Source organism: Hydrogenophaga sp. PAMC20947, assembly GCF_004795855.1.
Taxonomy (GTDB): Bacteria; Pseudomonadota; Gammaproteobacteria; order Burkholderiales; family Burkholderiaceae_C; genus Hydrogenophaga.
Map to the genome: position 1 here is coordinate 1,828,851 of NZ_CP039252.1, position 20,773 is coordinate 1,849,623.

General features: G+C 62.0%; 18 protein-coding genes. 11 read left to right on the plus strand and 7 right to left on the minus strand.

Translation table 11 applies throughout. The annotated features are described in order from the left end of the window. Positions 1-75: 75 nt before the first annotated feature. The 3 genes from E5678_RS08140 to E5678_RS08150 form a co-directional block, all read right to left on the minus strand. A complete protein-coding gene (locus E5678_RS08140) occupies positions 76-1,866 on the minus strand; it encodes an acyl-CoA dehydrogenase (RefSeq protein ID WP_136178050.1) in 1,791 nt (596 codons plus the stop codon). A 97-nt stretch (positions 1,867-1,963) separates the two neighbouring features. Further along, a complete protein-coding gene (locus E5678_RS08145) occupies positions 1,964-2,896 on the minus strand; it encodes an electron transfer flavoprotein subunit alpha/FixB family protein (protein ID WP_136178051.1) in 933 nt (310 codons plus the stop codon). 124 nt (positions 2,897-3,020) lie between these two features. Next, complete coding sequence (locus E5678_RS08150; protein ID WP_136178052.1) at positions 3,021-3,770, minus strand: electron transfer flavoprotein subunit beta/FixA family protein; 750 nt, start codon at positions 3,768-3,770, stop codon at positions 3,021-3,023. Positions 3,771-4,164: 394 nt separating this feature from the next. Between E5678_RS08150 and E5678_RS08155 the strand changes: the two genes are divergently transcribed. From E5678_RS08155 to E5678_RS08165, 3 genes are all read left to right on the plus strand, one after another. Then, the gene (locus E5678_RS08155) at positions 4,165-5,181 is read left to right on the plus strand and encodes a TRAP transporter substrate-binding protein (protein ID WP_136178053.1); all 1,017 of its coding nucleotides are present in this window, start codon (positions 4,165-4,167) and stop codon (positions 5,179-5,181) included. 74 nt (positions 5,182-5,255) lie between these two features. After that, positions 5,256-5,765 carry a TRAP transporter small permease gene (locus E5678_RS08160; protein ID WP_136178054.1) on the plus strand — a complete coding sequence of 170 codons (510 nt, stop codon included), beginning with the start codon at positions 5,256-5,258 and terminating at the stop codon, positions 5,763-5,765. Beyond that, entirely contained in the window at positions 5,762-7,054 is a 1,293-nt protein-coding gene (locus E5678_RS08165; RefSeq protein WP_136178055.1) for a TRAP transporter large permease, read from the plus strand. Before E5678_RS08160 ends, E5678_RS08165 begins: the two co-directional genes overlap by 4 nt. Before the next feature lie 49 nt (positions 7,055-7,103). Here the strand turns inward: E5678_RS08165 and E5678_RS08170 are convergent, their stop codons facing one another. Continuing rightward, entirely contained in the window at positions 7,104-8,390 is a 1,287-nt protein-coding gene (locus E5678_RS08170; RefSeq protein WP_136178056.1) for a mechanosensitive ion channel domain-containing protein, read from the minus strand. A gap of 34 nt (positions 8,391-8,424) precedes the next feature. Then, positions 8,425-9,210 (minus strand): enoyl-CoA hydratase, encoded by a 786-nt coding sequence (locus E5678_RS08175; RefSeq protein ID WP_136178057.1) that lies wholly within the window; start codon positions 9,208-9,210, stop codon positions 8,425-8,427. A gap of 140 nt (positions 9,211-9,350) precedes the next feature. On the opposite strand from E5678_RS08175, the gene E5678_RS08180 reads away from it, so the two are divergent. Genes E5678_RS08180 through E5678_RS08190 form a run of 3 tightly spaced genes read left to right on the plus strand, consistent with a single transcriptional unit; the run spans position 9,351 to position 12,381 of the window. Beyond that, complete coding sequence (locus tag E5678_RS08180; RefSeq protein WP_136178058.1) at positions 9,351-10,163, plus strand: mechanosensitive ion channel domain-containing protein; 813 nt, start codon at positions 9,351-9,353, stop codon at positions 10,161-10,163. A 45-nt stretch (positions 10,164-10,208) separates the two neighbouring features. Beyond that, positions 10,209-11,069, plus strand: a complete 861-nt coding sequence (locus E5678_RS08185) for a CBS domain-containing protein (RefSeq protein WP_168708517.1) — start codon at positions 10,209-10,211, stop codon at positions 11,067-11,069. Next, positions 11,059-12,381: a magnesium transporter gene (locus E5678_RS08190; protein WP_168708518.1), complete on the plus strand. Its 1,323-nt coding sequence runs from the start codon at positions 11,059-11,061 to the stop codon at positions 12,379-12,381. The genes E5678_RS08185 and E5678_RS08190 overlap by 11 nt, the downstream gene beginning before the upstream one ends. Before the next feature lie 469 nt (positions 12,382-12,850). Here E5678_RS08190 and E5678_RS08195 read toward each other — a convergent pair whose 3' ends face one another. Next, positions 12,851-13,804 carry a histone deacetylase family protein gene (locus E5678_RS08195; protein ID WP_136178061.1) on the minus strand — a complete coding sequence of 318 codons (954 nt, stop codon included), beginning with the start codon at positions 13,802-13,804 and terminating at the stop codon, positions 12,851-12,853. Positions 13,805-13,830: 26 nt separating this feature from the next. Between E5678_RS08195 and E5678_RS08200 the strand changes: the two genes are divergently transcribed. From E5678_RS08200 to E5678_RS08220, 5 genes are all read left to right on the plus strand, one after another. Further along, a complete protein-coding gene (locus E5678_RS08200; RefSeq protein WP_136178062.1) occupies positions 13,831-14,751 on the plus strand; it encodes a MoxR family ATPase in 921 nt (306 codons plus the stop codon). 48 nt (positions 14,752-14,799) lie between these two features. Beyond that, complete coding sequence (locus E5678_RS08205; RefSeq protein WP_136178063.1) at positions 14,800-15,819, plus strand: DUF58 domain-containing protein; 1,020 nt, start codon at positions 14,800-14,802, stop codon at positions 15,817-15,819. Positions 15,820-15,887: 68 nt separating this feature from the next. Continuing rightward, on the plus strand, positions 15,888-17,888 hold the full coding sequence (locus E5678_RS08210) for a DUF3488 and transglutaminase-like domain-containing protein (protein WP_247597008.1): 2,001 nt from the start codon (positions 15,888-15,890) through the stop codon (positions 17,886-17,888). 188 nt (positions 17,889-18,076) lie between these two features. Then, a complete protein-coding gene (mltB, locus tag E5678_RS08215) occupies positions 18,077-19,009 on the plus strand; it encodes a lytic murein transglycosylase B (RefSeq protein WP_247597009.1) in 933 nt (310 codons plus the stop codon). A 110-nt stretch (positions 19,010-19,119) separates the two neighbouring features. Continuing rightward, positions 19,120-19,719, plus strand: a complete 600-nt coding sequence (locus E5678_RS08220) for a DUF2062 domain-containing protein (RefSeq protein ID WP_136178065.1) — start codon at positions 19,120-19,122, stop codon at positions 19,717-19,719. Positions 19,720-19,777: 58 nt separating this feature from the next. Here the strand turns inward: E5678_RS08220 and E5678_RS08225 are convergent, their stop codons facing one another. Continuing rightward, the gene (locus E5678_RS08225; RefSeq protein ID WP_136180696.1) at positions 19,778-20,740 is read right to left on the minus strand and encodes an alpha-E domain-containing protein; all 963 of its coding nucleotides are present in this window, start codon (positions 20,738-20,740) and stop codon (positions 19,778-19,780) included. Positions 20,741-20,773 lie beyond the last annotated feature (33 nt).

Sequence of the window (20,773 nt, forward strand, 5' to 3'; positions counted from 1 at the left end):
TGGGCACAATTTTGGATCAGGCTCGCCGAGGTGCCTGTCTGTGTTGTGACAGACAGGCACTGGATCAAGCTCGCATCAGAAGGCGTCGACCGCCAGCGCAGTCACAGATTCCGCGCCCTCAACAATCGCATCCCGCACGCCAGGCGCCCGGCTCAGAATGTGGTCCGCGTAAAACCGCGCTGTGGTGATCTTGCTCTGCATAAAGGCAGCGTCGACACCCGCAGCGAGCTGGTCTTCCGCCACGAGCAAGGCACGCGACATTTGCCAGCCGGCCATCAGGTTGCCGGCCAGCAGCAGGTAAGGAACGCTGCCAGCGAAGGCGGCGTTGGGATTGGAACGCGTGTTCGCCGCGATGAACTCGACCACGTCCACAAACGCCTGGCGCGCAGCGCTTAACCGCTTGGCCACGGCCAGCGATTGCGCACTGCCGCGTTTCGTCAACTCGGCTTCGGTTTTTTCAATCTGCGCCGCAATGGCTTTCGCGCCAGCACCGCCATCGCGTGCGGTCTTGCGCCCCACGAGATCGTTGGCTTGAATCGCCGTCGTACCTTCGTAGATCGTCAGGATCTTGGCGTCGCGGTAGTGCTGGGCAGCACCGGTTTCTTCGATGAAGCCCATGCCGCCGTGCACCTGCACGCCCAGGCTTGTCATCTCAAGGCTCATTTCCGTGCTGTAGCCCTTGACCAGTGGCACCAGGAACTCATAAAAGGCCGCATTCTGCTTGCGCACGTCGGCATCGGCATGGTGGTGGGCGGCGTCGTAGGCGGCTGCAGCGGCACTGGCCATCGCGCGACAACCTTCCACACTGGCGCGCATGGTCATGAGCATGCGCTTGACATCGGGGTGGTGAATGATGGGCGCAGCGGCGCTCATGCTGCCGTCCACCGGACGGCTTTGTACGCGGTCTTTGGCGTAGGCCACCGCTTGCTGATAAGAGCGCTCGGCCACCGCAATGCCTTGCACCCCCACGGCGTAGCGCGCGGCGTTCATCATGATGAACATGTACTCGAGGCCGCGATTTTCCTCGCCCACGATGTAGCCCACGGCGCCACCGTTGTCGCCGTACTGCAGCACAGCGGTCGGCGAAGCTTTGATGCCCATCTTGTGCTCAATGCTGACGCAATGCACATCGTTGCGGTCGCCCAGTGAGCCATCGGCTTTCACCATGAACTTGGGCACCACAAACAGGCTGATGCCTTTCACACCTTCAGGTGCACCGGTCACGCGGGCCAACACAAGGTGCACGATGTTCTCGGCCATGTCGTGCTCACCGTAGGTGATGAAAATCTTGGTGCCAAACACCTTGTAGGTGCCGTCTGCCTGTGGCTCGGCACGGCTTCGCACCGCCGCAAGGTCGCTACCGGCTTGCGGCTCGGTCAGGTTCATGGTGCCCGTCCATTCGCCGCTCACGAGCTTTTCCAGGTAGACCGATTTGAGGTCGTCGCTGCCAGCGGTCAACAAGGCTTCGATCGCGCCGTCGGTCAACAGCGGGCACAGCGCAAAGCTCATGTTGGCGCTGTTGAGCATTTCAATACACGCCGCGCCGATGGTCTTGGGCAAACCCTGCCCACCAAAATCGGCCGGGTGCTGCAAGCCTTGCCAGCCACCCGCCGCGAACTGCTTGTATGCGTCCTTGAAACCGGGGGTCGTCGTGACCTTTCCGTCCTTGAAGAACGACGGATTCTTGTCTCCCTCGAAGTTCAATGGCGCCACCACACTTTCATTGAGCTTGGCGCACTCTTCGAGCACCGCCTGCGCTGTTTCCAGGCCTGCATCTTCAAAACCAGGCAAGGCTGCCACTTGATCAATGCGAGCGATGTGCTCGATGTTGAACAACATGTCTTTGAGGGGGGCGGTGTAACTCATTCGAAGGCTCCTGGGAACGGGAAGAAGGGGTGCGGCTGATGGGCTGCAGGTGAAAAAAAAGGCATCGCGCACGATGCCCTTTCTCGAGGCAATGCGATCAGAGTGACTTGACGAGCTCAGGCACAGCCACGAACAGATCGGCCTCCAGGCCATAGTCGGCCACGGAGAAGATCGGTGCTTCGGGATCCTTGTTGATCGCCACGATCACCTTGGAATCTTTCATGCCAGCCAAATGCTGGATGGCACCCGAGATACCGCAGGCGATGTAGAGCTGGGGCGCGACGATCTTGCCCGTCTGGCCCACTTGCCAGTCGTTGGGCGCGTAGCCGGCGTCCACCGCCGCGCGGCTGGCCCCCAGAGCGGCACCCAGCTTGTCGGCCAAAGGCGTCATGACTTCGTCGAACTTCTCGCTCGAGCCCAGCGCACGGCCACCGGAGACGATCACCTTGGCGGCGGTCAGCTCGGGGCGGTCGCTCTTGGCGATCTCGCTGCCCACAAACGTGCTCTTGCCGCTGTCGGCCACGGCTTCAGCCGTTTCCACTGCGGCAGAACCACCGGTGGCAGCGGCCGGATCAAACCCGGTCGTGCGCACGGTGATCACCTTGGTGGCGTCGGTGCTCTGCACCGTGGCGATGGCGTTGCCGGCATAGATGGGGCGCTCGAAGGTATCGGCTGCGTCCACCTTGGTGATGTCGCTGATCTGGCCCACGTCCAGCGCAGCGGCCACGCGCGGCGCGATGTTCTTGCCGCTGGCGGTGGCGGGGAACAGGATGTGGCTGTAGTTCGATGCAATGGCCAGCACCTGAGCGGCCATGTTCTCGGCCAGGCCGTGTTCCAGGTAAGCCGCATCGGCGTGGATGACTTTGGCCACACCGGCGATGGCCGCGGCGGCCTTGGCGGCTTCACCCGCGTTGTGTCCGGCGATAAGCACATGCACATCACCACCGCAGGCCACAGCGGCGGTCACGGTGTTGAGCGTGGCGCCTTTGACGGAGGCGTTGTCGTGTTCAGCAATAACGAGAGAGGTCATGATGAGATTCCAGAAAAAATGTTCGAACGAAGTGCCTTAACCCAGGGCGCCGTGGAACCGGCTTTGCCGGACCACCAGCGCCGCCCCCTGGGGGGTGACGCGCTGAAAGCGCGGCGCGGGGGGGTCAAATCACCTTGGCTTCGTTCTTGAGTTTGTCCACCAGCGTCGCCACATCGGGCACCATGATGCCGGCGCCGCGCTTGGGCGGCTCAGTGACCTTCAAGGTCTTGATGCGGGGGGTGACGTCCACGCCCAGGTCTTCGGGCTTCATGATGTCCATCTGCTTCTTCTTGGCCTTCATGATGTTGGGCAGCGTCACATAACGCGGCTCATTCAGGCGCAGGTCGGTGGTGATGATCGCTGGCATGGACAGGCTCAAGGTCTCCAGACCGCCGTCCACTTCGCGCGTCACGTTGACTTTGTCGCCAGCGACTTCCACCTTGCTGGCGAAGGTGCCCTGGGGCAGGCCGGTCAGCGCAGCCAGCATCTGGCCGGTCTGGTTGCAATCGTCATCGATGGCCTGCTTGCCCAAAATCACGAGGCCGGGTTGCTCTTTGTCTACCAGCGCCTTGAGCAGCTTGGCCACGGCCAGGGGCTGCAGCTCTTCGGTGGTCTCGATCAGGATGGCGCGGTCCGCGCCAATGGCCATGGCCGTGCGCAGGGTTTCCTGGCACTGGGTGACACCGCAAGACACGGCGATCACTTCGGTCACGACACCCTTTTCTTTCAGGCGCACGGCTTCTTCGACCGCGATCTCGTCAAACGGATTCATGCTCATCTTGACGTTGGCAATATCCACGCCGCTGCCGTCGCTCTTGACGCGCACCTTGACGTTGTAATCCACCACACGTTTGACGGGGACGATGACCTTCATGTTGGGTAGCTCCTGCAAGTTTTGAGAAAACGAATCGGGATGGGATCGGCACGCAAGTTGACGTACACGTCAACTCTCATTGTATGTCCCGCCCCGGAAATCCTAGCTGATCGATTGACATGGTGCGTTCAAATCAGAAAAAGAACGATCGTGCTTTTTTTGAATTATAGATTGAAGCGCCGGGTTGCCCCAAATATCCCCTGACTTCGTGTCACCAACGCGGCTGGCCGCAGCACATCCATGCAGGAACGGTATTTTGAGCCCCATTAACCAACCGGACGGTCGGCTAATTCGGGTAAATCTGGAGATGATGCTTCGGACCTTTGACCTATATTGCAAAGGGTCAGCTGATTCATCAGCACAACCCTTTCCAACAACACCGGAGTCCCGCTGCATGAAAGTTCGCCAAATCGCCGCCGCTGCCCTGATGCCAGTCCTCTTTGCTGGCACTGCCGCATCGGCTGAAACCGTCTTCGCCGTCTCCAGCTGGCTGCCTCCCACGCACACCGCGAGCACCGTTCAGAAAGACTGGTGCGACAAGCTGGCCAAAGAAAGTGCGGGCAGCATGAAATGCAACATGCTCCCCAAGGGCGTTGTGTCCGCTCCTGGCACCTTCGATGCCGTGCGCGACGGGCTGGCCGATATTTCATTCACCGTGGACGGCTACACCCCCGGCCGCTTCATCAACACACAAGTGGCCGAGTTCCCATTTCTGGGCGACAGCGCCACCGCCACCTCGGTGGCCTACCAGCGGATTTATGACAAGTACTTCGCCCCGCTGGGTGAACACCGCGGCGTCAAGGTCCTCGCCGTCTTCACGCACGGCCCGGGCATCATCTTCAACAGCAAAATGGCAGTGAAATCCGCCGCAGACGCGTCCAGCCTGAAGTTCCGCATTGGCGGCGGCAATATCAATGAACTGTCCAAGGCCATGGGCTGGAACACCACGCTCAAGCCCGCACCCGAGTCCTTCGAGCTGCTGTCCACCGGCGTGATGGACGGGACCTTCTTCCCGGACGAATCGGTCGCATCGTTCAAGCTGAGCATGATCAAACACGCCACCACCTTCCCGGGTGGCCTGTACAACACCAGCTTTGTGTTCATGATGAATCAGGACAAATACAAGGCCCTGTCAGCCGCCGACAAGGCCGTGGTCGACAAGCTGTCGGGTGAACCCGCCGCCCGCATGTTCGGTGAAGGCTGGGACAAGGTGGACACAGCCAGCCGCGATGGTGCCCAAAAAGCCCAGGGCGTGGAGCGCATCATGGCGGACAAGGCCTTCGTCAAAGCCGTGGCCGACAAGCAGGACGCCTTGGAGGCCAAATGGGCCACCGCCGCTCAGGCCAAAGGCCTGAAAGACCCGAAAAGCGTGCTGGCCGAATTCAGAGCTGAAATCGCCAAAGTGAAATAAGCCGGCGTTTCATTTCAGCGCCGGCGGGGCAGTCGCACATGCACTGCCCCGCCGGCTTTTTTGTGCCCTTCAAAATGTTCAAACACCTCGACAAGCTGCTCAACCGGTCTACCGGCCTCACCGCAGCAACTGCCCTGTTTTCGCTGATGTTCCTCACGCTGGTCGATGTCATTGGCCGCAAGTTTTTCAACAACTCGGTGCCCGGAGGCCTGGAACTCACAGAGATCCTCATGGTGATCGTGATTTTCGGTGCCTTGCCGCTGGTGTCCTGGCGCGGAGAGCACGTGGTGTTCGACTCGCTGGACCCTTGGGTTCCTGATTGGTTGAAAGGCATGCAGGCGCGTGCCGTCCATCTGGTCAGCGCTGGGGTGTTTGGCTTTTTGGCCCGCTTGATGATGATGCGCGCCGAACGCTTCGCCGAGTACGGCGACACCACGGTGCACCTGCAGGTATCCATTGCCCCCGTGGCCTGGATCATGGCCGGCCTTCTGCTGGTCACTGCCCTGATTCACCTGCTCTTTGTTTTCAAACCGCCCGGAGACCCTGGGCACACCGGCATACCGGCCTCGGGAGACCCTTCATGACCGAAGCCGTTCTTGGCTTTCTGGCCGTCTTCGTGCTGGCCTTCCTGCGCGTGCCACTGGCCGTGTCCATGTCCATTGCCGGCATCGTGGGCCTGGGCCTCATGCGGGGCTGGGCGCCGGCTTTTGCCAGCACCAGCCAGACCATCTTCGAGACGGGTTTCCACTACGTGCTCTCGGTGATTCCGTTGTTTGTGCTCATGGGCAACTTTGTTGCCCGTGCTGGCATGGCCAAAGAGCTGTTCACCGCCGCCAACGCCTTCGTGGGCCATCGACGCGGCGGCCTGGCCATGGCCAGCATCATCGCCTCAGGCGGTTTCGGCTCCATCTGCGGCTCCTCGATCGCCACCGCCGCCACCATGACACGCGTGGCCTACCCGGAAATGAAGGCACACGGCTACAAAGACACCCTGGCCACTGGGGCCATCGCCTCAGGCGGTACGCTGGGCATTCTGATCCCGCCTTCCACCATCCTGGTGATCTACGGCATCATCACCGAGACGGACATCGGACGCCTGTTCATCGCTGGCATCCTGCCGGGCATTGTGGCCATCGTCTGCCTGTGCATGGCCGTGGTGTTCGTGACCTGGCGAGACCCTGAAGCTGGGCCACCCGCCAAACGCTTTACCTGGAAAGAGCGCCTGGCCGCTGTTCGGGGCATCTGGGGCGTTGCGCTGCTGTTTGCGCTGGTGATCGGTGGCATCTACGGCGGCGTGTTCACCGCCACAGAAGGGGCCGGTATCGGAGCGGCTGGGGCTTTTGTGTTCGCGCTCGCGCGCCGAACGCTCAGCCCCCGGGTGTTGCTGGAGGTGCTCATCGAAAGCTCGCGCACCACGGCCATGCTGTTCATGATCCTGATCGGTGCGATGATTTTCACCAACTTCATCAACTTCACCACCATGCCCGGCGACCTGCGCGATTTTGTGCTGCAGTTCAGCCCGCACCCAGTGATGGTGGTGGTGATGATGATGGGCATCTATCTGGCGCTGGGCATGGTCATGGAAGAGCTGGCCATCGTATTGCTCACCATTCCCGTGTTCTTTCCAGTGATCACCGGTCTGGGATTCGACCCGGTCTGGTTCGGCATCCTGATCGTGACGATCGTCGAGATTGGCCTGATTTCTCCGCCCGTGGGACTCAACCTCTTTGTGATCAACTCGCTGCTGCCAGACGTCAAGCTCACCACCCTCTACAAGGGTGTTTGGCCTTTTGTGGTGGCCGACATTGTGCGTCTGGGCATCCTGATTGCCGTGCCTGCCATCGCCTTGTGGCTGCCCAACCTGATGCAGTGACCACACTCTGAAGTCCCGGGTGCACAAGCCACGCCCCGGGATGCACAACTCAGAGGCTGGATTTCAAATGCACCACACGCTGCGGGAACGGAATCTCAACCCCGTTCGCCCGGAGCGACGCCAGGATGGCCAGATTGATTCCCGAGCGCAAGCCCAGCTGTCCGTTTTCAGGGTCGTCGATCCAGTAACCCAGCGTGAACTCCAGACCGTCGGCCCCAAAGGCCGACAGTGAGGCGCTTGGGCCAGGGTCCCGAACCACCCGTGGCTGCTCCAGCGCCGCGTTCTCCAGCAGGCGCATGACCAGCGCGACGTCGCTGTCATAGGCGACCGACACCACGGTCGAAAGCCAGACCCTCGTGTCGGCCAGCGAGAGGTTTTCCACCCGAGTGGTGATCAGTATCTCGTTGGGCACGATGGATTCGCGCCCACCGAGCGACCGGATCACGGTGTAGCGCGCATTGATATCGCTGATGCGGCCTTCAAACCCGTCCACCCGCACGTTGTCACCGATGCGCATGCTGCGCTCGGCCAGGATCACAAAACCGCTGACGTAGTTGGACGCCAGCTTCTGCAGGCCAAAGCCAATGCCCACACCGATGGCGCCGCCCAGCACCGAGAGCGCGGTGAGGTCAATGCCCACGGCCGACAGCGCCACGATCAAACCCAGAAACATGAGCAAGGCCCGCGCGGCATTGCTCACCGCTTTGCGCAAACTGAGCTCAGAGCCCACTGCTTTGCGCAGCAACCTGGCCTCGATGGCCGCAGAAATCCACAGCGCAAAGATCAATACAGCAGCCGCTGTAATGGCGCCCTCGAGCATGGTGCGCAGACTCATGGTGGAGTTGCCCATGGTCCAGGTGATCTCGCCGAGTTCCTTCAACACCAGCGGCAGCAATCCACTGACCCACAACACCATACCCAGCCAGGCCAGCCAGGAGATCGACCGCTCCAGCACCTTGACCCAGGGCGCTCCATTCAGGGCCACCTGCAACACCTTGACACCGACCCGTATCACCACCAGCGACACCAGCACCGGGATCGCCACCTTGAACACCGCCAAGGGCACATACTTCAGCAAGGCAGCCCGTGCAAAGTACCCCATGGCAAGCAAGAGAGCCGGAAACAGCACGCCGTCGACCACGCTGCGCCCGAACAAGACCGAGGTCTTTTCGTCTTGCATGCGCAAGGCACGGCGCGCCGAGGCGGCAACGCCCCACGCCAGCAGCACACAGACCGCCAGCACCCCCAACTCAACCAGCACGGTCGGTTGCATGAAACCCTCCAGCCAGGCGCTGAGGTCATCGATCGGTGGGGGCGTTGTTGGCAAGGGTTCCATGAGATCTCAGAAAAAACGCAGGTGAAGCCTCAACTCAGACGGGCCAATGAGGCGAGCGTTTTTCGATGAACGCTTGCACCCCTTCTTGGGCAACTTCGTGAACCATATTGCAGGCCATGCTTTGCCCCGCCAGCTGGTAGGCAGACTCCATGCCCGTTTCCAGCTGCCGATAGAACAGCGCCTTGCCCATGGCCAAGGCCTCGCGTGGCTTGGACAACAAACGCTCCACCAGGGATGCCAGCTCAGCATCGAGGGCATCGGCCGCCACCACTCTGTTCACCAATCCTCGAGATTTGGCCTCCTCGGCGGAGATGAAATCGCCTGTGAGCAGCATTTCCATCGCCTGTTTGGGCAACATGTTGCGCGACAGCGCCACACTGGGCGTGGCGCAAAACAATCCCACATCAATGCCGTTGACCCCGAAGGTGGCCTCTTGAGCGGCCACCGCCAGATCACACTGCGCGACCATTTGGCAACCGGCCGCCGTGGCCAGCCCTTGAACCCGCGCGATCACTGGCACCTCCAGCTTGCGCACGCTCATCATCAGCCTGGAGCAAGTGGCAAACAGTGTCTGGTAGTAGGCCAGCTCCGGCTTGGCCCGCATCTGCTTCAGATCGTGGCCTGCACAAAAGGCCCTGCCTTCGGCTGCGATCACCACCACCCGAGCTTTTGAGTCGACCGCAACCGCGTCCAGTGCCGCCTGCAGTTCGCGCATCATGGCTTCGGACAGCACGTTAAAACTGCGCGGGGCATTGAGCGTCAGCGTGTGAACGCCTCGTGAGTCGCAGTGGTGAAGCAGTAATTGAGTGTGGGCGTCCATCACCATATTGTGTCTGCAAGTTGCCCCCTGCTGCTGCAGCGCAATGATCATCGCGACCGCGCACCCGGCAAAAGGCACATTGAACCCCAATCCCTGGATTCAGTTCCTGCTCGCAATGCTGGCCTCAGTTAGGATGCGCCATGGGCAACTTCCTTGAATCATTGAACCGAGCGGCATCCACCATCGGTGACCGCTTTCTGGGCAATTTGCCGCAATTGCTGGAGGCGATCGCCTTGCTTGTGGTGGGTTGGCTTCTGGCGCGGCTGTTGAGCATGGCCACCCGCCGAGGGGCTGCCCTGATTGATTCACTGGTGGCGCGCACGACAGGTCACCGAAGCTTGCGCATGGGCCGGTTTGCCGGCTTGCTGGGAACCCTGGTCTATTGGATCGTGTTGCTGTTCTTCGTGACGGCGGCCACGCAATCCCTGGGGTTGCAAACGTTCACCGACTGGCTGGCCAAATTGCTGGACCAATTGCCGCTGGTGGTTGCCGGATTTCTGATCATGACGGCTGGCTACCTGCTCTCTGGGTTTGTCGGCAATATTGTGCAAACGACAGCCACAGGGCTGGCACCACCTCAGCGCACAGCGCTTGCTCAGGTAGCGCGCGGCGCCATGCTGGTGATAGCGCTGCTCGTCGGCGCGGACCAGATGGGCCTGAAAGTCACCTGGCTGGCGGTCTTCGCAGCGGTACTTCTGGTGTCGGTGCTTGGGGGGGTGGCGCTGGCGGTCAGTCTCGGCTCCCGGACCTATGTGGCCAACCTGATTGGTGCCCACTACATCGCCCAGGCACTGCGCGTCGGCCAGCGGGTGCGGGTGGCTGGGCATGAAGGTCGCGTGGTTGAAGTGAGCGCGACCTCATTGGTGCTGGCTACTGACGAGGGCCGGGTACTTGTACCCGGGCGGGTGTACCACGACGAAGCCATCATTGTGTTGGCACGCGAGGAGGACTGAGTGTCTGGCTTGCCCCTATATTCGCTCGCCAGGTACTGAATGCCTATGGAATCCATTCGCGAAAGTGCGCTCAGCCTGGCCTTCATGCGGGACCACCCCGGCAACGCCGCACGCGTACTCGAGTCGTTGCCGCCCGTGCAGGCCGCCTCGCTTTTTGAGCGTGCCCCAGCGCGCATCAGTGCCAGTGTGATGGCGGCCATGCTGCCGCGTCAGGCGTCGAATTGCCTGGCCAGTTTGAAAGATGCCCGCGCACTCGAACTTTTGGCCGCGATGCCACTGCAGGCCACGGTTTCCCTGTTGCGCAACCTGCCAGACGCCAGGCGCCGCACGATGATCGCGGGACTTCCCACGGCATCGGCGCTGGCTTCCACCATTCTTCTCGGCTACAGCGAGGACGCCCTCGGTGCCTGGGCCGATCCGGAAGTGTTGATGTTGACCGCCGCTTCGCGTGCTGGCGACGCAGTAGAGCGGATGCGTCACGCTGAATCGACACAGCCCAGCGTTTACGTGACGGATGACAGCCGCCATTTGACTGGTGTAGTGGACTTGACCACGTTGTTGCGCGCGCCCGAGGCGACCACTTTGGGCAACCTGATGCGAAAACCCCAGGCTTTGCTGATGGCCCATGCGCCGCTGGCCGGGTCTGCGGCCGACCCGGGCTGGGAGCTGGCTTCGGTACTGCCGGTGGTGGAGCCTGGCGAACGCCTGGTGGGCGTATTGACCCACGATGCACTGGCGCGCGCCCTGCGTCGGCCTCTGGATGTGCCCGACGATGCCGCTGTGACGGCCTCACTCCCCGGACTTTTGGTGAAAGGCTATTGGCAAACGCTGACCGGCATGGTTGACAGTGGAGTCGGCTTGTTGCCGAGCGTGCGTCCGGTCGATGGAGCGCCCGATGAGCGTTGACCGCCTGGAACCCGCCGAAGCCGCTCTGACACGCCGGTTTCTGCTTGACTATCCTTATGAGGCCGCCCGGCAATTTGAAAGCATGCCCGCCAGCGAAGCCGCGCGCTTGCTCACAGACCAGCCCCCACATGCCGCCTTGCGGGCTTGGGAGGCGCTCAGCGCCGACGTGGCGCTGGAGGTGATGGAGCAACTGCCTGAGGCAATGGCCGTGCATTTGTTGGCTGAAGCCGAGCCTGTCGTGGCAGTGGCCGTGTTGAATCAAATGGAGCCCGAACCACGCGAAGCCTGGCTTGGGCGCCTCAACTCAGAAGTAGCCCTTGAACTGCGCGGTTTGCTGGCCTATGCCGACGATTGCGCCGGTCGAATGATGGACCCGCGCGTGCAGCCATTGCGCACTGGCGTTTCGGTGGCTGAGGCCATCGAGCGCTTGCGCCAGATTCGCCGCGATGGTTTGCGTGAATTGTTCGTGGTTGACGACGACGGCCGTTTGACAGGCCGGGTTGAGATTCAAGACTTGGCCTTGTCTGCGCGCGACCTGCCGCTGGCGGACATCACCCGAAGCGTGGTGGCCTTTGCGTCCGACCTGGATCCTCGGGAGGACGTCGTCGAGACACTGCAAAAGCACCCCATCACCGCACTGCCCGTCGTCAACGTCAGCGGCCGATTCGTCGGTGTCATCCGGCAAGCGGAGCTCATGACTGCGGTGGAAGAAGAAACCAGCCTTGACATGCTGACGATGGTGGGCGCCAGCCCGGATGAGCGCGCACTTTCTTCGCCGCTCTTTGCCGTGAAAAAACGCTTGCCATGGCTGCAAATCAACCTGCTAACCGCTTTTCTGGCGGCCGCCGTGGTGAGTCTTTTCGAAAGCACCATCGCCCAATTTACCGCGCTGGCGGTGCTGCTGCCCGTGGTGGCTGGCCAGTCGGGCAATGCTGGCGCCCAGGCGTTGGCCGTCACGATGCGCGGTCTGATGCTTCGCGAAATCAGTTTGCGCCACTGGCCTGCGGTTGTGGGCAAAGAAGCGCTTACCGGGCTCATCAACGGACTGGCTGTGGCCGCTACAACGGGCCTTGCCGTCTTCGTCTGGAGCCGGTCGTTCGCTTTGGTGGCGGTGATCGTGCTGGCCATGGTGATCTCCATGCTGGCTGCTGGCCTCGCAGGGGCGCTTGTGCCCATTTTGCTGCGCCGATTCGGGCAAGACCCAGCCACGGCTTCGTCCATCATTCTCACCACCGTGACCGATGTGGTTGGCTTCTTCTCGTTTCTTGGTATCGCCTCACTGTTTGCGCCCATGCTGTCCGCCACGGTCTGATCGCCAATGAAGCGCTGGCGAATGGACAAACGAAAAGATCGCGCGAACGCCCAGGAGCCTGCACGTCGAATAGGGGCCCGCAATTCACGGCCCGCCAGGGTGCGGCTCAAAACGGGCGCATGACCGAAGTGATGCAGAGTGGCCCAAGAAAACCCCACAGGGGGTGCTTTAAAAGCTGACCGCGCTCACGATGGCTTGTTGCTTGCAGGCGTGGGGGTTCAAAATCGAATGATCGAGCCACCTTGTCACGAATGAAAAAAGGTCGATTCCCATCCCATAGCGCCACAGCAGCGACCGGCAGTGCTCCAATGCTTCGGCAGTATGGATCAATTGACTCAATACGACTCGATAAGCCAACAATCCCTGTCAGCCGGGTCGGTGCCTTCAGCGCTGCTGGATACCTGCCTGTGACCGTGACCGTGACCGTGGTCAAGCCTTGGGCGTCCCCTGCCACATGAACACAGCCAGGTTAAACCCCTGCCAGCACCCTGACATGCGCTTCCACGCTGCGCCCAAGCGAGCCAAAGTCGTAGCCGCCCTCCAGGCAACTGACAATGCGGCCCTTGGCATGGCGCCTGGCGACATCCATCAGGCGCTCGGTAATCCAGATGTAGTCCTGCTCCACCAGGCCAAGCTGGCCCATGTCGTCTTCCCGGTGGCCGTCGAAGCCAGCGCTGATGAACACCATCTCGGGCTTGTGGGCTTCCAGACGCGGCAGCCACATCATGTCAATGAGCTCACGGATGTCCATGCCCCGCGTGTGAGCGGCCACGGGGAGATTGACCAGGTTGTCGGCGGTCTGGTGGTCCCACGCTGGATAGAACGGGTGCTGGTAGAAGCTGCACATCAGGATGCGCTGATCCCCGGCCACAATGTCTTCCGTGCCGTTGCCGTGGTGCACATCAAAATCAATGATGGCCACCCGCTTGAGCCCATGGCGCTGCAAGGCGTATTTGGCCGCCACCGCCACGTTGTTCACAAAGCAAAAACCCATGGCCTGGTTGCGGGTGGCATGGTGCCCGGGCGGGCGCACAGCACAAAAGGCATTGGCCAATTCGCCAGCGATCACAGCATCGGTCGCCTCCAGCGCGGCACCGGCGGCGCGCAAGATGGCGTCCCAGGAATACTCATTGATGGACGTGTCCGGATCGACCTGCGCATGGCGGGGCCCGCCAGCGGCCACTTCATCGCGCAGATTGTCTGACAGACCTCGCAGGCCAGCGACGTACATGCGGTCGTGCGCCAGTTCGATATCGGTCAGCGAGGCCGGATTGGGCTCGCGGCGCTGCAGCGCAGCGTTCAGACCGCTGGCGCTCAGGCGGTCTTCGATGGCATCGAGACGCTGGGGACATTCGGGATGGCCCCGGCCCATTTCGTGTTGCCAGCAAGCCTTGTGGGTGAAATAGCCGGTGGGCAAACTCATCTGAAAATTACGGTATGGTTCGCGGCATGATTGCCGACTCAAAACTCCAACAATTGCTCGATCAGCTTAACACGGTGATCGTGGGAAAATCGGCCCAGGTAGCCGACTGCGTGGCCTGCCTGCTGGCCGGCGGACACCTGCTGATTGAAGACGTGCCAGGCGTAGGGAAAACCACGCTGGCCCATGCCCTGTCGCGCTCTTTTGGCCTGCAGTTTTCGCGGGTGCAGTTCACCGCCGACCTGATGCCCAGCGATCTGGTGGGCATCTCCATTTACGAACGGGGTCGCGAAGGCTTTGTGTTCCATCCGGGCCCGGTGTTCGCTCAAGTCTTGCTGGCCGACGAGATCAACCGAGCCAGCCCCAAGACCCAAAGCGCCTTGCTGGAAGCCATGGAGGAAAAGCAGGTCACCGTGGAAGGATCGACCCGCCCACTGCCGAGCCCGTTTTTCGTGATCGCCACCCAGAATCCGCAGGACCAGTTGGGCACCTATGCTTTGCCAGAATCTCAGCTTGACCGGTTCCACATGCGCCTGTCTCTGGGTTATCCCGACCGCTTGGCGGAGCGCGAGTTGCTGCGCGGCAGCGACCGACGCCATATGCTGGACCAATTGGACCCTGTGCTGACGCCAGCTGATCTGGCCAGGCTGCAGCAAGCTGTCTTGGATGTGCACACCGCAGAACCGGTGCTGGACTACCTGCAGGATCTGGTGGCCGCGACCCGCTCGGGCCGCTGGTTTGCGCAAGGCCTTTCACCTCGCGCGGCCCTGGCCGTGATCCGGGCGGCCAAAGCCCAGGCCTTTCTGGGCGGCCGGGACTATGTGGCCCCCGATGACATTGCTGCCATCTTGCCGCAAACGGCGGCCCACCGACTGATCCCGGTAAGCGACGCCGGGCGCGGTTCGGTGGAACAAGTCAGGGCCATGATCGAGGCGGTACCCCTGCCGTGATCCAGCCCTCCGTCCCCAGAAAGGCCACATCGCCTGTCCGGAGGGATCATGCCCACACTTGAAGCCACGCGCCCTTTGCAAGGCTGGCGCCCCACCGCAGCCGTGCGCAGGCGGGTGCAACAGTGGTTTCTGAACCGCCTGCCCCCCACCGACACCCTGACGCTGACCCAGCGCAACGTATACATTCTGCCCACCCGGGCGGGCTGGATGCTCGCGCTCACGCTGCTCGTATTGCTGGTGGGCAGCATCAATTACCAACTCAACCTGGGTTACTTGCTCACTTTCCTGCTGGCGGGCTGTGCCGTGGTGGGCATGCACGTGTGCCACGCCAACCTGCGCGGGCTCACCCTGCACCTGGTGCCACCGCTGCCGGTGCACGCAGGCCAGGCCGTGGCCCTGGAGGTGCGCTTGTCCAATGACCGAAAGAAAACACGGCACGGCATCGGAATCGGCGTCAAAACCGAGCGCCGGTTGATCGACGCCCACTTGGCCTGGGCTGACGTACCGGCCCAAGGCACCGAAACGCTGCACGTGGCCTGGCCCCCTCCCCAGCGGGGCTTGCACGCACTGCCAGCCCTCACCGCGGTGACCCTGTTCCCTTTGGGCACGTTTCGCGTCTGGACGGTCTGGCGGCCCCACGCCAAGGTGCTGGTCTACCCCTCGATCGAAGCCGCACCGCCGCCACTGCCTGCGGGAGAGCCCCAGCCCGGCCACGCCGGCACCGCCCGCGCTCAAAGCACGGGCGAATTTGATGGTGTGCGTGCCTACCGGCGAGGTGATCCGCAGAAAACCGTCGTATGGAAAAGAGCGGCCCAGACTTTTGCCGCCGGTCGGGACGATCTGGTCAGTCGCGACACATTGTCCGCACAGCGCCAGCAACTTTGGCTGGACCACGCCCAGTGCGGCACCCACGATCTTGAAACCCGCCTGTCGCGCCTGGCCGCCTGGGTGCTGATCGCCGAGCGGCTGGAACTGGATTACGGCCTGCGCCTGCCCGGACAGGAGATTGCGCCAGGGCAAGGCACCAGCCACAAGACTCGATGCCTGGAGGCCATGGCGCTGTGTTGAAGCCTTCTACCCGCTCTGAAACAACGCCAGGCCTTCGAACGCCGGCGGTCAAGCCCTGGGCCACCCGGCTGGGCAGCCTGCCCCGCGATACCCGGGACACCCTGTTTCTGCTCGCCGTGATTGGCTGGGTGGTGTTGATGCAGATCGGCCACATTCCATGGTGGTGCACGGCCCTGACCGCTACCGTGCTCACCTGGCGCAGCGTCCTCACACTTCGAGGACAACCCCTGCCCGGTTGGGCCTGGCGAATGGGACTGCTCGCATTGACCTTGGGCGCGACCTGGTTCAGCCACGGCACCTTGCTGGGGCGCGATGCCGGCGTCACGCTGATCGTCGTTCTGTTGGCGCTCAAGACCCTCGAACTCAGAGCGCGCAGGGATGCCTTCGTGGTGTTTTTTCTCGCTTTTTTCACCCTGCTGACCCACTTTTTTTACTCCCAGTCGCTGCTCACCGCAGGAGGCATACTGATCGCGCTGCTGGGCCTGCTGACGGCCTTGGTGAATGCCCACATGCCAGTGGGTCGCCCGCCGCTTGCCCAATCGGCGGGCATCGCTGCCCGCATGACCGCCCTGGGCGCTCCCATCATGCTGGTGCTGTTTCTGCTCTTCCCCCGGTTTGCCCCTTTGTGGGGCATCCCCAGCGATGGCATGACGGGGCGCAGCGGCCTCTCCAACACCATGCGGGTGGGTGAAATCGCCAGCCTGGTGTTGAACGAGGACGTGGCCTTCCGCATCCGGTTTGAGAGCGAGCCGCCGCTCCAGAGGAATTTGTATTTCCGGGGTCCAGTGCTGAGCGATTTTGATGGCATCGAATGGCGCCCCCTGCGCTCGGCCTTTCCCGCCCAGATGGCACTGAGCGCCAACCTGAAGGTCGAAGGTGAGCCCATTCGGTATGAGGTCACCATGGAGCCCAACAACCGATCCTGGTTGCTGCTGCTGGATGCTGCCAGTGAGCCGCCTGTCCTGCCGGGCCGGAGTGTCTTCCTGACCCCCGAACTGCAGTGGCGCACCGACGGACCCTTCAGAGAGTTGGTCCGCTTCAAGGCCCAGAGCCACACGCAATTTCGCCATGGACCTGAGGCCCCTGTCCTGGCTTTGCAAGATCTGGTGGACCTGCCCGGCGGATTCAACCCACGCACCCTGACATGGGCCCAGCAACTGCGCCAAACACATGGCGCCGGCCCAGGCGCCGCACCCGCGATTGTCGCCGCAGTGATGGACCACCTGCGCACCGGTGGCTACTCTTACACCCTGGAGCCCGGCGTCTACGGTCGCAACACCGCTGATGAATTCTGGTTCGACAAACGGGAGGGGTTTTGTGAACACATCGCCTCCAGTTTCGTGATCCTGATGCGCGCACTCGACATTCCGGCCCGCATCGTCACGGGCTACCAGGGCGGTGAGCGCAATCCAGTTGATGGCTACTGGACCGTGAGGCAAAGTGATGCCCATGCCTGGACCGAGGTGTGGCTGCAGGGCCAGGGCTGGGTGCGCGTCGATCCCACTTCGGCCGTCTCGCCCGGGCGCATAGGTTCGTTTGAGCGCCTCCGAGCGATCGATGGCTTTTTCTCAAGCTCGCTGCGAAATCTGAACCCGACACTCGCAGCTCAAGTCCGCGCGGCCTGGGAAGCTGTCAACAACCGCTGGAACCAATGGGTGCTCAACTTCACCCAAGGCAAGCAGCTCGACCTGTTGAAATCATTGGGCTTCGACGCCCCCAGCTGGACCGACCTGGCCTATGTGCTGATTGGCGTGGTGATCGCGGTCAGTTTGGCAGGTGCCGGTTGGACCCTGTGGGAACGGCAACAGCACGACCCGTGGTTGCGCCTGCTCCAGAAAGGGCGGGCTCGGCTGAGTGGACTGGGATTGGCAGCGGCCCCGCACCAAACGCCTCGTGCAATGGCCGCGCAAGTGCGACAGCATTTTGGCGACACGCCCTTCAGCCAAAGCGTGACGAAATGGCTGATCCAGCTGGAAGCGCAGCGCTACAGCCCCCGCGCCTCGACCACGCTGGCTACACTGCAACGTGATTTCCAGAAGATTCAGTGGCCCAAAGGACCCGTTATTTGAAACCCCTTGCTTTTATCCCGCGCCTGTCCCGATCCAGCTGGGTCACCGCTTCCACCCTCCTGATCGCGATGGTCTGGCCTTGGAGCAGCAGCTTTGCGCAAAGCCTGCCCGCCAAACAACGTCCTGCGCAGGCCTCCCCGGCCAATGCAGAGGCAGCGCCCTTTCGCTACGCAGCCGACGCAGAGGCCATGACGTTTGCGATCGATCTGGCCATGCGGCGCGACCTCAGCCCGGATTGGGTGAAACAACAGCTGGGGCAAGCCGAGCGTCTGCCCCAAGCCATCCGTCTGATGCGCCCCGCACCCCGCGGCACATCCAAAAACTGGGCGGCTTACCGTGCCCGGTTCATTGAGCCTATCCGGATCCAGGCGGGCCGCGAGTTCTGGGTGGACAACCGCGCCTGGCTGGAGCGGGCTCAGGCTGAATTTGGCGTCCCCGCCAGCCTGATCGTGGGTGTGATCGGGGTTGAAACCCTCTACGGGCAACACACCGGCAATTTTCGGGTCATCGACGCGCTGACCACGCTCGCCTTTGATTTCCCCAGCGAACACCCGCGCGCGAAAGAACGAAGCGAGTTCTTCAAAGCAGAACTGGAACAGTTTCTGAGCCTCACCGAGCGCAGCGGCATGGATCCGCAAGCCTTGCTAGGCAGCTACGCAGGCGCCATGGGCTGGCCACAGTTTATGCCCAGCAGCTGGATCAAGTACGCGATCGACTTCGATGGCGATGGACGCGTCGACCTCTTCAACAGCAAGGCCGACGTGATCGGCTCGGTGGCCAACTACTTCGTGGCCCACGGCTGGCAACGCGGCATGCCGACCCATTACCCGGTGAGCCTTTCCAGCAACCCAGCCGATCTCGACGCCCTGCTCGCACCCGATATCCTGCCCACATTCAGCGTGGCCAGCTTCGCCGCCAAAGGAGCCCGTCTCGAAGGACTTGCCCTGCTACACACGGGCAACCTGGCGCTCGTCGAGCTGGAAAACGGTGATGCACCCCGCAGCTATGTGGCCGGCACAGACAACTTCTACACCGTTACCCGCTACAACTGGAGCAGCTACTACGCCATGGCAGTGATTGAACTCGGTCAAACCATTGCGGCGCAATTGCCGCCCCGCTGATGCCACGCCCGAGGCCGGCGCTTGTGCTGTGTGGAACAATGCGGCACGCACCAACGAGCCCAGCACCTTGCTCGAAAACCTGATCACCCCCTGTTGTGAAGCCCTCGCCCATGAAGAAGCGCCTCAAGGCCTGGTTGCCCACACCGGAGACCCTGCGCACCAACCGGTGGTTGCGCTGGATGGGTCCAACGCTGCAGCATCCGCGTCTCTGGCATTTCAGCCGCAAAGGCATTGCCATGGGGCTGGCACTGGGCATATTCTTCGGGCTCCTGATTCCCGTGGCACAGATGCCCCTGGCCGCTGCTGCTGCCGTGGTGCTCAGGGCCAATCTCCCTATGGCGGTCGCCAGCACACTCATCACCAATCCGGTCACCTTTGGCCCGGTGTATTACGGCGCCTACCATCTGGGCAAGGCCATTTTGGGCCACCCCCCGGTGAGTGAAGCCCAGGCCAGCGCCTTTCTCGACAAAACCCTCAAAGAGCCCGCAGTCGAGCTGGGCATGGGCGAGCAATTCCTGCAATCGTTGCGCAGACTCGCCACGGTGGGGAAACCGCTGGTGGTTGGCCTGGCCATTTTGGCCACCCTCAGCGGTATCCTGGTCTATTTCTTGATCAGCGCCATCTGGACACTGCGCGTGCGCTGGAGTCGGGCCAAGCGCTTGCGAGATCGGGCGGTGCCACCCGCCACCCCGACCACAAAGACACCTTGACGCCTCAACCGATAGCGCCTCAGGGCCGCCTGCCAGGCGGCCCTGAGGGCAGAGCTGCTCAGCCCTTCGCAGGCACGAGAAAATCGTCGCTGATGCGCTTGCCGAGTTCGTTGATGCGATCCAGGAACTGCGTGAGGTAGGCATGCAATCCCGAGGCCAGGATCTCGTCGATGCGGGCAAACTGGAGCTCTGCCTTGAGCTTGCCCGCCCGCCGCTGGGTCTCGCCGGAATGGTCGTTGGACACAATATTGAGACGATCGACCACTTCGTTGACGCAGGCCGCCATGCTGCGCGGCATGTCGGCGCGCAACACCATGAGCTCGGCCACTTTCAAGGGCGTGATCACATCGCGGTACACCTTGCGGTACACCTCGAATCCGCTCACGCTGCGCAATATAGCGCTCCATTGGTAGAAGTCAAAATCTTCTTCCATGGCCGCAGCGTCGCTGGTGTGGTCCTCATAGGCCGCGTGGTACTTCACATCCAACAGGCGAGCCGTGTTGTCTGCCCGCTCCAGAAACGTGCCCATGCGGTAGAAATGAAAAGCCTCATCGCGCAACATGGTGCCAATGGCCACGCCGCGAGACAGGTGTGAACGAAACTTCACCCACTCAAAGAATGGGCTCGGATCGCGTTCAAATGCAGCACCCTTGAGCATGCGCGACAACTCCAGCCAGGTCTGGTTCTGGGTTTCCCAGAATTCAGTGGTGAGTGTGCCTCGCACCGCCCTGGCATTTTCACGAGCGGCACGCAAGCAGGAGAAAATACTGGACGGGTTGCGTTCGTCACGCACCATGAAATCCAGCACGTTGCGCGGCGTGATTTCTTCACCGTATTTTTCGATATAGGCGGGCATCAGCTCGCTGATACGCAACAGCCCCTCCCATCCGGCCTGGGCTTCGTGGCTGGACTGGGGCAAAAGGGAAGTCTGGTAGTTCACATCCAGCAGGCGGGCAGTATTCTCTGCACGCTCGGTGTAGCGGGACATCCAAAACAGGTGATCGGCGGTTCTTGAAAGCATCATGTGGTTCTCCTCAATGGGTGTAGCAGGCGG